An 11,382-nucleotide genomic window follows, 5' to 3' on the forward strand; every position below is an offset into this window, starting at 1 on the left:
GTGCGCCGGGGCGGCCGGAGCCTTTGCTCAGGCCGCCCCGGGACACGGCGAAAACGTCTGGCCCCCGCGGGGCCGCTCCGTGCATGATGTCGGGGCCGACACCACGCCTGGAGGTACCCGCCCATGATCGGTCGGATCGATCCGCACGACGCCCGCGCCTTCGACTCCTGGTACGAGGCCTACCGGGAGGCCTGGCTGGAGGGTCGGGAGGCCGGGGGAGTCATCCCGCGCGAGGCCCTGCGCGGGGCGGTGACCGCCGAACGCGACGACGCCGCCCACCAGCTCCACGCGGACTGGGAGGGCAACCGGATCGTGGGCACCCTGAGGCTGGAACTGTCCCTGAAGGAGAACACCGAGTACGCCGACGTGTGCGTGACCGTGGCTCCCGACCGCCGCGGTTGCGGCCTGGGCGCACGTCTGCTGGCGGAGGCCGAACTGCGGATGGCGGAACTGGGCCGCACGGTCGCCGTCGCGGAGGTCCCCGTGCCGTCCGGGTGGTCGCGGCGGTCCTGGCCGGGATCCCGGTTCGCGCTCGGGCACGGTTTCACGGTGGGGTTGGAGGAGGACTCCCTCCTGCTGGACCTTCCCGTGGGCCCGGAGCTTCTCGCCCGGCTGCGCCCGGACATGGGCGACTACCGGATGCGCGAGTGGACCGGAGCCTGCCCCGACGACCTGGTCGAGGCCTACGCCGACCTGTACACGGTCATGCAGCGGGACATGCCCTCCGGGGACATGTCGTACGTCCCCCAGACCTGGGACGTGGAACGCGTCCGTGCGCTGGAGGCGCGGCGCGCGAGGGCGGGCACGGTCGCCCTGGTCACCGTCGCGCAGGCACCCTCGGGCGAACTCGCGGGCTTCACCGTCCTGTCCCTGGTGGCCGGGGAGGACGTCGTGGGTCAGGAGGACACCCTGGTGACGGGTGCGCACCGGGGCCGTCGTCTGGGCCAGGCGCTCAAGGTCCACAACCTGGAGCGCCTGGTACGCGACTTCCCCGACCGCCCGGCGGTGCGCACCTGGAACGCCGTGGGCAACGGTTACATGCGCGACATCAACGTGGCCCTGGGGTTCCGGGTCGAGGAGCGCCACCTCGAACTCGAACGCCGGGCCGGGGTCGCGGGGGGCTAGCTTCGTGCCCCGGTGACCCGGTCACCGCTCGAAGTGGGCCACGGTCCAGGTCTCGTGGGCGCCGTCGTGGTCCAGTGCGGCGGGAGGGCAGGGACCGTACTCCAGGGCGGCGTCGGCGGCCAGGCCGATCACCCGCTCCCGCACCTCCAGCTGGGACTGCCAGTGTCCGGGAAAGGCGTGCACCCCGTACCGGGCGCCGACCAGGTTCCCGCACAGTGCCCCGAGGGTGTCGCTGTCCCCCGAGTGGTTGACCGCTGACCGCAGCGCGGATTGGCCGATCCCGGCCGTGTTCGGGGCGCCGCCCTGGGCAGCGAGGTCCTCGGCGCGCAGGGCCACGCACACCGCCACCGCCAGGGCCTCCTCTGAGGTCCAGCCGTCGCCGAGTTCGGCCAGGTCCCGGGCGGTGGGCACCCCGGAGTGCGCCTTCGCGACGGCGGCGTCCAGCGCTCGTGAGACCTCGCCGTGGCCGACGCGCCCCACTAAAAACTCCCGGGCCCGGGCCAGGGAGGCGGCGATCTCGCCTCCGCGGACCAGCCCCCACACCGTCGAGGCGAACACACCGGCGGCCAGATGGGCGGTTCGGTGACCGTGGGTCAGGGCCGCCACCTCGGTGGCCAGCTCGAAGGCGCGCTCGGCGTCCCCCGCACCGAACCCGCAGGGGGCCACGCGCACCACGGCGGCGCACCCCTTGGAGTTGTTGACCGGCTTCCACGCCCCGGTCTCACGCAGCGCCGCGACGGTGGCGGCCCCGTAGCCGCGTGGAGCGTGCAAGGGGTCGACGGTCGGACCCGACCGGGCGGGGTCGCGGTGGATCCGCGCCCAGTCCACGTAGGCCGTCCGGACCATGCTCACCGCGGCCCCGCCGATCCCCTTGTTCCGTGCGCGCACGGAGGCCCGGACGAGGGCGTCGCAGGTGCGCAGGGTCAGCTGGGTCTCGTCCGTGATCGCGCCGATCCCGTAGGAGCCCTCGACGTACTCGGTCAGCCCCTGGGGTCCGTGGCGTTCCAGAATCTGGTCGAGCCCGAGGCCCTCGACGGGAGCGCCGAGCGCGTCCCCGATCGCGCCGCCGATCAGGCAGCCGGTCAACCGGTCAGGAAGGGGTGAGGGGGTACGCATTGCTGGATGCTAGGCGGCATCCTCCCCGCGTACAAGCCTGACGCGGCAGGGCTTTCCGGCCCACGGAGTGGTCCTGTCGCTCGGTGACCCCGCCGTGCGGCCCGCGCAGGCCGGTGTGCGATCCTTCAAGGGTTGACCATTGCCCTTCGGGCTGGTCAGGGCCTGTGCGGTTGGTCACGAGGACTGGGATTCCCGGTTATATCTGATTTAAGATCGGGTTAATAGGAAATGCGGGACCCTTCTCCCGTTCCCTGGAACCACCAGTCCGCAGTATGCAAAGGACCCTCATGCGCCGCGCCACCATCGCCGTCCCCGCCGCCCTGGCCCTCTTCGCGGTGACCGCCTGCGGCGCCCCCTCCGAGAACGCGTCGGCCCCCTCCGAAGACGCGGACACCCTCGTCGTCGGGGCCACCGCCGTCCCGGCCGGTGACGTCCTCGCGTTCGTCCAGGAGGAGCTGGCCGCCGACGCCGGGCTCGACCTGGACATCCGGGAGTTCTCCGACTACATCGCGCCCAACGCCGCCCTCGCCGAGGGACAGCTGGACGTCAACCTCTACCAGCACGAGCCGTTCCTGCTGGAGTACAACGAGGGCAACGGCACCGACCTGGTCGCCGTCGAGCAGATCTACCTGCCGCCGCTCGGTCTCTACTCCAACCACGTCGACTCCCTCGACGAGCTGGAGGAGGGCGCCGAGGTCGCGCTCCCCAACGACCCCACCAACGAGTTCCGTGCGCTCCTCCTGCTTGAGGAGGGCGGCCTGATCACCCTCGCCGACGGGATCGACGAGGCCACCTTCAGCCTGAACGACATCGAGGAGAACCCGCTCGACCTCGACTTCCGCGAGGTGGAGGCCGCGCAGCTGCCCCGCTCCCTGGACGACGTCGACGCGGCCATCGTCAACAACAACTACGCGCAGGAGGCCGGGCTGGACTTCGAGGAGGACTCGATCCTGCTGGAGGAGGTCGAGGGCAACGCCTACGTGAACGTCCTCGCGGCCCGCTCCGACAACGCTGACGACCCGCGCGTGGCCACCCTCGTCGAACTGCTGACCTCCCCGGAGACGGTCCGGTTCATCGAGGAGGAGTACCAGGGCAGCGTCATCCCGGCCGCCGCCGGATAGCCGGAGACCGGCGGACAGCGGACCCGGCCCGGGGTCACGGCTCGGACAGGAACGCGTCCAACGCGTCGAGCCAGGCCTCGGGCCGGTCCACGTGCGTCATGTGCCCCGTGCCCTCCACCATCACCGTCCGCGCGTTCGGCAGGTACGCCGCCGCGCTGCTGGGCTCCCGAGGCGGGGAACGGCACATCCTCCCGCCCGTCACCAGGCGTCGAAGGTGGCGCCCCCGTCCGTGGACCGTGCCACGAGGAGGTCGGCCACCACGATGACCTGGTCCTCGTCGGCGTGCAACGCCTCCGGCGTACCTGACAGCCCACCGGTGCGCTCCCAGCTCTCACCGGCGTCGTCGCTGCGGTACACGCCGCCGTCCACGGCCACCCCGAAGACCGTCGAACCCCCGGGGACCCAGTCGACCAGCGCCAGCGGGGGAGCCTCCGGCACCGCCGCGAACCCGGCTCCGCCGTCGGTGGAGCGCATCGGCCCCCGCGGCGTGGTGGCCACGACGGTCCGGCCGTCGTCCGAGACGGCCAGCGCGGCTGCCTCCACCCCCGGGTCCAGGTCCGTCCAGTCGACCCCGTCCTCGGTCGCGCGCAGGGCGCCGTCGAAACCGACCACCAGGTCACCGGATGAGGCCAGCGCGTGGAAGTCGGACTCTCCGGACAGGGAGAGAGCCTCCCAGCTGCGCCCGCCGTCGCGGGTCTCGATCAACCCCACCGGGTCCGGCATGTCCGTGTCCCCCTCCGGGTGCCCGCTGGCCAGGTAGTGGCCGGGGCCCCGCACCGCGAACCCCATGAGGTCGATCGCGGGTCCGACGTGTGCCGGGACGGTCGCGTCCCGGGTGAGCCGGTCCGGGGCGGGCAGTGTGAACAGGCCCGCGTGCGAGGCCACCAGGACCTCCCCGGACTCCGGGTCCACCCCGGCGCCGTGCACGTGCTGGGCCTCTTCCGGCAGGGCGACGCCCACGGTGTTGGCCACACCGTCCCCCGCCTGGGCGCCAACGTCGTCGCCCCCTCCGGCGCAGGCGGAGGTGACGGTGATCAGTCCCACCGCGGCCATCGCGGTGAGGATCCGTGTGCGGTGGTGCGTTCTGTCGTTCATTGCTCTCCAGGCTCTCGGTTCCGACCTCGGTGCCCCGCGGAGCGGGACCGGTGTCCGCGCACCGGCCCCGCACCCGCAGGACCTCAGTGACCCGAGTGGTCTCCGTCCTCGGTGGCCTCCGCGCCGGGTCCCTCTCCCTCGGAGCCCTCGACCCCCAGCATCTCGTTCATCTGCCGGATCTCGGCCTCCTGGGCGTCGACGATCTCCTGGGCCAGCTCGCGGGCCTCGGGGTTGATCCCGTCGTCGAGCTCGGTACGGGCCATCTCCACGGCCCCCTCGTGGTGCAGCACCATGAACTCCAGGAACAGGGTGTCGAACCGGTCGCCCTCGGCGTTCCCCAGCTCGTTCATCTGCTCCTCGGTGAGCATTCCGCCCATGTCGGAGTGGTCCATGTCGGACCCGCGGCCGGCTCCCCAGGAGTCGAGCAGCGTCTCCATCTGTTCGATCTCCGGCCCCTGGGCGTCGCGGATCTCCACCGCCAGTTCCCCGACCTCGTCACCGGCACGGGTGTCGGCGAGGTCGGCCATGGTGACGGCCTGCTCGTGGTGGGGGATCATCATCCGCGCGAACACGACGTCCGCGTCGTTGGACTCCGCCACCTGCTCCTCGCTCTCCGACGTGGTGTCGGCGGTGTCACCGCCCGCGTCACCGCAGGCGGTGGCGAACAGGGCGGTGGCGAGCGCGGCGGCGGCCGTGGTGAGGGCTCGCTGCTTCAGGGCACGCTGGTACGAGGTCATGTCGACCCTTCCTCCTGGGAGTCTCCTCGCCGCGCGGGAACCGGGTCCGGCGCGGCCGTCAGTGGCGCGTGGGCGCGGAGCCAGCACCACGTGTGCCGGGTCCGCGCGGGCATCTAGACGCGCAGCACCTGGAGTCGGGCCAGGGAGGGTTGGTCCGGGGTGGGGAAGGGCGGCAGGGGTGCGCGCCGGAACGGGGCGACGGGGTCGGCCGACGCCCCGGGCCAGCGCACGAAGGCGACGGCGGCCACTCCCAGCAACACGACCACGAAGGAGCCGAGGGTGAGGCAGACCGAGGTCGGGTCCAGATCGGGGAGCGCTGAGGCCGTCGCGGACGCGTGATCGGCTCCGGCCGCACCGTCATGGGACGCCGTCGCGTTGTCCGTCGTGGTCCCGGTCGCGAGGGGCGGCGCGTGCGGGGCCTGCGTGGGCTGTGCGAGCTGGACCGTCGGGGAGCCGGTCGAGGCGTGCGCCTCGTGCTGGAGGTGGCCCAGGGTGTGCATGGCCGAGAACCCGAAGAGCAGCGCGGCGAACAACAGGACCCGCGTCCAGGCGAGCCCCGTGCGGCTGCTCGGCTCCGACGGCGACATGTGCGCCAGCGTACCCCTACCCCGCTGGGGTACGTCCGTGGGTCGGCCGAACCGTTCCCCAAGGACACACGAAAGCACGAGGGGCCCGGCACACGCGGTGCCGGGCCCCTCGGTCAGCCCCTAGGGCAGGTACTCCGGTTTGCTCGCGCGGCTCTCGTGGTGCAGCCGGTGCACGGCGGTCACGTAGTACGTGGTGTCCGCGGACTGGGGCACCGTGTACGTCGCGGTGCCGTCGTCGCCCGCCCGCACGGTACCGAGCATGGCGCGCGGGTCCTCGATCCCGCAGGGGGCCTGGCCCCTGGCGGGCTGGCCGTCGAAGGCGTACACCGCGTAGTACGCGGGGGCCTCACCCGGGCCGGGCGCGATCTCCAGGGCGCCTTCACCGTTCGCGGTCACCCTCGGCGGGGCCGGGACGGTTCCGCCGAGGTCCTCCTTGACCGGGACCAGCGCCGGGCTGGAGTAGTGGTCCTCGACCACGATCTCCATGGCCTGGCGCGCGTTGGTGCGCAGCGAGGTGGCGCTGAAGTACACGTCCCCCTGGACCCCGGGGTGGTCGCGGTTGAGGTCCAGGTGCGAGGAGAGCTCGTTCGGGTCCTGCCAGGCGCCCGCGTTGCCCACCTTGTAGGCGGCCTGCCCGACGTACAGGTGGGTGTCGGTACCCTCCGCCGCCTCCTCCCACCAGGGGACGAGGACGGAGTAGTCCGCGACGGGCAGACCGATCTCCCAGTAGATCTGCGGGTTGATGTAGTCGAGCCAGCCCTCCAGCACCCACTTGCGGCTGTCGGCGAACTGGTTGTCGTAGGACTGGGAGCCGTTGGTGTCCGATCCGTTGGGGTCGGTGCTGGAGTTGCGCCAGATGCCGAACGGGCTGATGCCGAACTTCACGTACGGCTTCACGTCGTTCACCGCCTCGCTCATGCCCCGCACCATGAGGTCGACGTTGTCCCGACGCCAGTCCCCGATGTCGTCGAACCCGCCCCCGTGCTCGGCGTAGGTGGCGGCGTCCGGGATCACTTCGCCCGAGACCGGGTACGGGTAGAAGTAGTCGTCGAAGTGCACGCCGTCGAGGTCGTAGTTCTCGACCGAGTGCATCATCGCCTCGATCACGAACTCGCGCGCCTCGGGGACCCCCGGGTCGTAGTACAGCTTCCCGCCGTACTCGAACACCCAGTCGGGGTTCTGGCGGGCTGGGTGGTCCTCGACCAGGGCGTTGACGTCGTCGTGCATGGCCACGCGGTACGGGTTGTACCAGGCGTGGAACTCCAGGTTGCGGGCGTGCGCCTCCTCGACCGCGAACTCCAGCGGGTCGTACCCGGGGTCGCCGCCCTGCTCGCCGGTGAGCCACTCGGACCAGGGTTCGTACGGTGACGGCCAGAAGGCGTCGGCGGTGGGTCTGATCTGTACGAACACCGCGTTGAGTCCGTTGTCCACGGCCTCGTCGTACAGGTCGGTCAGGTCGGCCTGCTGCCGTTCCGGGGTCTGGCCCTGCGACGTGGGCCAGTCGATGTTCTGCACCCCGGCGATCCACTCGGCCCGCATCTGGTGTTTGGGCGGTGCGTCGGGGTCGGTCTCGCAGAGCGGCTGATTCACCGGCTCCGGCGCGGCGGCGGCCTGCGGGGCGTGGACCAGCGCCGCGGCCAGAGCCGCGGCGAGGGCTCCCGCAAAGAGCGCGGTCCGCGGGCGGGCGGGTGGTGCGGCGGTGCGGGGGAACGGAGCCGAGGTCTCGTGGTGTGTGGAGGGTCGGTTCCGGTTCGGGTACGCCAAGGTTGCTCCTTCAGGCTTGCGCCGCACGACCGGGGACGCGGGGCGCCCCCGTCGGGCGCTCCGGTGCCCGTGTGCGACGGTCAGCTCGGGCTTAGGAGAAAACCTTCATGATTTGCCCGCCGATTGCAACACTCCTACGCGAGTTTGCGACAGATGGATGAAATGAGAACTGTTTCGTGGAAATCCCGTTACGGAGGTTTCCGGAGGCGCTCACCGATCCCGTCGGCTCCGACGACGCTCTAGGGGGTCTCCAACGGAGAGGTGAGGAGCAGACCCGCGCCGGTGGCGGTGCCCCCACCGACGCCGTTCAACGCCAGCTCCTGGAGCGCCTCGCTGTCCCGGACCACGGCCTCCCCGGTGAAGTGGTGGCGGGCGGGACGACCACCCAGGCGCTTCCATTCCGCCGCCGTCACCTGGAGGGCCTCACCCAGCTTCTGGTCCAGCCACGCCTCGAACTCCTCCTCCGGCAGCGCGACCTTCTTGCTGCGCGGCTTCCCGCCCTCTTCGGAGGGTGCCACCTCGCGCTGAGCGGTCGGCGCGGTGACCAACTCCCAACGCACGGTCTCACCCTCCACGTGCCGGGTCATCGGCTGGATCGAGGCCGAGACCGCGCCGGGGATCTTGCCCCAGGCGGGGGCGGTGTCGGAGCTGACCACCAGCATGGTGGGGGACAGGCGAGTCCAGAGCACCCGGGCCTCGGTGCCGGGGGCGGGGGCGAGGGCCCTGCGAACGGCCTTGCTCATCACCGCCCACTGGTCCATTCCGGCGCTGCGCTGGGGGTTGAGACTGATGCGGGACAGGTACAAGGAGATCCGATCTGGGTCGTGCCGTGGTGGCGGGGCGCGGGCGCGGTGACGCGCCCGGGGACTCCAGCCTACGAGGGGCGGGCCGCTGGTCAGCCCGCCCCTCAGGCCTCCCGGATCAGTCCCAGGTCGTGTGGAGGACCCGTTCGGTGTCGACGTACCCCGTCCGCAGGAAGGAGTCGACCATCGGTGTGTTGTGCAGGTCCGTCGCGGCGCGGATCCGCGGGACCCCCAGGTCGGCGAGGATACGCGTGCCCTCGGCGAGCACGTCGTCGATGTACCCGTTGCCCCGGTGCTCGGGCACGATCGCGAGGTAGCCGATCACGGGGTTGTAGTCGTTGCGGGCTGGCGTGACGAAGCCGACGGGCGTCCCGTCGGGCAGGGTCGCGATCCGCCACCAGTCCCGGGGGCTGGTGTAGCGGGCAAGCTCGTCCGCGAACATGCGCTCGGCCTCCCCCCGCTCGGGCGCAGGGTGAGGCGGTCGTTCTCGGTGGTCAAAGCACGCTCCGGTGGGAGGGCGCCCGAGGGGTCAGCGGTGCTCCGCCGGTCGGGTGGACTCGGGCGCGGTGAGGTTGGCGCAGGTCTTCATCGCGTTATCCCTCCCTTTCCTTGACGTGGTGCCGACACGGTGCCGGGCCCCTTCCTACCGGACCGGGCGCCGCGCCGCACGCGAATTGACCGCCTAGGAGACGGCCTCGCCGATGCGCGGCGCCAGGTGCTCCAGGGCGTAGGGCACGGACAGCACGGAGTTGTAGGTGACCGCGCCGCGCTCGTCCAGGGAGGTGGTGACGACGGCGTCCTCGCGCACCACGTCGAGCGACTCGAACACGCTCGCGCCCTCGGTGATGTCGAAGTCCGCGTCGTCACTCATCACCAGCAGCAGGTCGCCGTCGAGCAGGTCGACCCGTTCGGTGGACAGCTCCACGAAGAAGTCGTCCCCGCTGTCCCGCTCGCTGATCGGCTCGGGGATGGTGAACCCCAGCGACATGAGGAATCGGCCGCGGGCGTCACCGGGAAGGTAGGCACCGTACTTGCCGTCGTAGGGCAGGACGGCGGTCCCGTCGAGGCCCTCGAACCCGGGGTACTCGACGCGTGCCTGCTCGAAGAGCTCGTCAGTGGCGGCGTTGAGGGCGGCGCCCTCCTCGGGGCGCCCGAGGGCGGTCGCGATGATCTGTGTGGCCTCGTCCCGGGGCACGGTGTAGGCGGCCGTGCCCTCCGGCCGGGCGACCACGGGTGCGATCTGGGACAGGGTCTCGTAGGTGGCCTCGTCGAACCCCGCGGAGACGCCGACGATGAGGTCGGGGGCGAGGTTGGCGATCTGCTCGACGTTGGGCTCGGAGTCGGAGTCGATCCGGGTCAGCTCCGCGTCGCCGACCAGTTCGTCGGTCCACGGGCCGAGCCCGGACTCGTAGAACGAGTAGCCCGTGTTGCCGACGGGCACGAGGTCCAGGGCCAGGACCGCGTCGGCGTCCGTGACGCCGAGGGTGACCACCCGGGCGGGTTCCTCCTCGATGGTGGTGCTGCCGTACTCGTGCTGCACGGTCACGGGGAACGCGCCCTCGGCGGACAGGGAAGCGGCCCCGTTCTCGGAGGGGTCGTCAGCGGTCCCGCACGCGGTGAGGGGAAGGAGAAGGACCAGGGCGCACGCGAGTGTACGGGGGGCGGGACCGGGGGACATGGGACTCCGTTCAGCAAGGGCGAGGCGGGGGCTACTTTATCCCTGCTGGTCACGTGTGTGTGGGTTCGGGGTGGTTGACAGGGCGGCCCCCGGTGCCTCACCCTCGCTCCTATGGGAACCCCCTTGCAGAGCCGCCCGACCGCACGCCGGTCCGCGCGGGCCCGCCGCGGAACGCCGGGCCTGATCCTGCGCCGTGGCCGCCTGGGTTCCCCTCCACGCCGTTGACCCTCCGGGCCCCTGGCCCGTGACGTCCGGTGCGTCGATCCCCCTGCCTTCGGGTAGGGGTTGACCAGCGCTTTCCGTGATCACCCACCATGCTCCACACCCGACGATCCGCTTTGTCGTTATTTCCGACCAGAAAGGCAGGAAAAATGACCCTGACCGCCGACTCCGCAGCCACCCGGACCCTCCGGGAGTGCTCCGCAGTGGACACCGCCCTCGTCGAGGGGCCCCGCACGCTGAGCCGCCTCCCCGAGGGTGCCGTCTCCCGCCCCTACGAACTGTTCGAGGTCCGGCCGCTCGGGGCGCTCATCGGGGCGGAGATCCACGGGATCGACCTCCGGGACGAGATCGGTGAGGAGCTGCGCGACGAGCTCAACCGCGCGCTCCTGGAGTTCAAGGTGATCTTCTTCCGCGACCAGCCCATCGACTCCGCCCGCCAACAGGAGATCGCCCGCCTGTGGGGTGAGCTGGAGACCAACCCGTTCATCGAGCAGGGCGACGACGCGCACATCGCCCGGTTCGCCAAGGGCGAGGCCCCGCCCAGCTACGAGAACGTCTGGCACACCGACGTCACCTGGCGCGAGGCGCCCGCCCTCGGCGCCATCCTGCGCCTGGTGGAGGTCCCGCCGGTCGGCGGCGACACCATGTGGGCGGACATGGCCGCCGCCTACGACAACCTGCCCCAGGACGTCAAGGAGCGCATCGAGGGGCGCACCGCGGTGCACGACGTGATCCCCGGCTTCGTCCGGTTCCTGGACGAGGACCGCCTGCTGGAGTGGCAGGACCGCTTCCCGCCCGTCGAGCACCCCGTGGTCCGCGTGCACCCCGAGACCGGGCGACGCACCCTCTTCGTCAACGTCTCCTTCACCACCCGGATCGTGGGGATGGAGAAGGCGGAGAGCGACGAACTGCTGCGCTACCTCTTCCAGCAGGCGCACACCCCCGAGTTCCAGGTGCGCTTCCGGTGGGAGCGAGACTCGGTCGCCTTCTGGGACAACCGCGCCACCCAGCACTACGCGGTGAACGATTACCACCCGCACCCGCGCGTGGCCGAGCGCGTCGCGATCGTGGGCGACCGCCCCTTCTGACCCCGGACGACCTGCTGACTCAGCACGGGCCCCGGTCATTCCGGGG

General features: G+C 71.5%; 11 protein-coding genes and 1 pseudogene. 3 read left to right on the forward strand and 9 right to left on the reverse strand.

Annotated features, from left to right (window positions below):
• Positions 1-123: 123 nt before the first annotated feature.
• Positions 124-1,125 carry a GNAT family N-acetyltransferase gene (locus KBX21_RS19030; RefSeq protein WP_210842728.1) on the forward strand — a complete coding sequence of 334 codons (1,002 nt, stop codon included), beginning with the start codon at positions 124-126 and terminating at the stop codon, positions 1,123-1,125.
• 21 nt (positions 1,126-1,146) lie between these two features.
• Here the strand turns inward: KBX21_RS19030 and KBX21_RS19035 are convergent, their stop codons facing one another.
• Positions 1,147-2,241, reverse strand: coding sequence for an ADP-ribosylglycohydrolase family protein (locus KBX21_RS19035; RefSeq protein ID WP_210842729.1), 1,095 nt, complete (start codon positions 2,239-2,241; stop codon positions 1,147-1,149).
• 287 nt (positions 2,242-2,528) lie between these two features.
• On the opposite strand from KBX21_RS19035, the gene KBX21_RS19040 reads away from it, so the two are divergent.
• Entirely contained in the window at positions 2,529-3,362 is an 834-nt protein-coding gene (locus KBX21_RS19040; protein ID WP_049579192.1) for a MetQ/NlpA family ABC transporter substrate-binding protein, read from the forward strand.
• A 34-nt stretch (positions 3,363-3,396) separates the two neighbouring features.
• On the opposite strand, the gene KBX21_RS19045 is transcribed toward KBX21_RS19040, so the two are convergent.
• From KBX21_RS19045 to KBX21_RS19080, 8 genes and pseudogenes are all read right to left on the reverse strand, one after another.
• On the reverse strand, positions 3,397-3,549 hold the full coding sequence (locus KBX21_RS19045; RefSeq protein WP_199776678.1) for an alpha/beta fold hydrolase: 153 nt from the start codon (positions 3,547-3,549) through the stop codon (positions 3,397-3,399).
• A gap of 11 nt (positions 3,550-3,560) precedes the next feature.
• A complete protein-coding gene (locus KBX21_RS19050; protein WP_210842730.1) occupies positions 3,561-4,457 on the reverse strand; it encodes a F510_1955 family glycosylhydrolase in 897 nt (298 codons plus the stop codon).
• 83 nt (positions 4,458-4,540) lie between these two features.
• Positions 4,541-5,194 carry a DUF305 domain-containing protein gene (locus tag KBX21_RS19055; RefSeq protein ID WP_210842731.1) on the reverse strand — a complete coding sequence of 218 codons (654 nt, stop codon included), beginning with the start codon at positions 5,192-5,194 and terminating at the stop codon, positions 4,541-4,543.
• 113 nt (positions 5,195-5,307) lie between these two features.
• Entirely contained in the window at positions 5,308-5,781 is a 474-nt protein-coding gene (locus tag KBX21_RS19060) for a hypothetical protein (protein WP_210842732.1), read from the reverse strand.
• 120 nt (positions 5,782-5,901) lie between these two features.
• Complete coding sequence (locus KBX21_RS19065; protein WP_210842733.1) at positions 5,902-7,545, reverse strand: glycoside hydrolase family 10 protein; 1,644 nt, start codon at positions 7,543-7,545, stop codon at positions 5,902-5,904.
• Between the two features lie 239 nt (positions 7,546-7,784).
• Positions 7,785-8,351, reverse strand: coding sequence for a type I-E CRISPR-associated protein Cas6/Cse3/CasE (locus KBX21_RS19070; RefSeq protein ID WP_210842735.1), 567 nt, complete (start codon positions 8,349-8,351; stop codon positions 7,785-7,787).
• A 115-nt stretch (positions 8,352-8,466) separates the two neighbouring features.
• Positions 8,467-8,823: pseudogene (locus KBX21_RS19075) on the reverse strand (GNAT family N-acetyltransferase); the annotation flags it as partial.
• Positions 8,824-9,030: 207 nt separating this feature from the next.
• Positions 9,031-10,026, reverse strand: a complete 996-nt coding sequence (locus tag KBX21_RS19080; RefSeq protein WP_210842736.1) for an ABC transporter substrate-binding protein — start codon at positions 10,024-10,026, stop codon at positions 9,031-9,033.
• A 371-nt stretch (positions 10,027-10,397) separates the two neighbouring features.
• On the opposite strand from KBX21_RS19080, the gene KBX21_RS19085 reads away from it, so the two are divergent.
• Complete coding sequence (locus tag KBX21_RS19085; protein ID WP_053107330.1) at positions 10,398-11,336, forward strand: TauD/TfdA family dioxygenase; 939 nt, start codon at positions 10,398-10,400, stop codon at positions 11,334-11,336.
• Positions 11,337-11,382: the final 46 nt, after the last annotated feature.

The sequence above is a fragment of the Nocardiopsis sp. B62 genome, assembly GCF_018070675.1.
GTDB classification, from domain to species: Bacteria; Actinomycetota; Actinomycetes; order Streptosporangiales; family Streptosporangiaceae; genus Nocardiopsis; species Nocardiopsis prasina.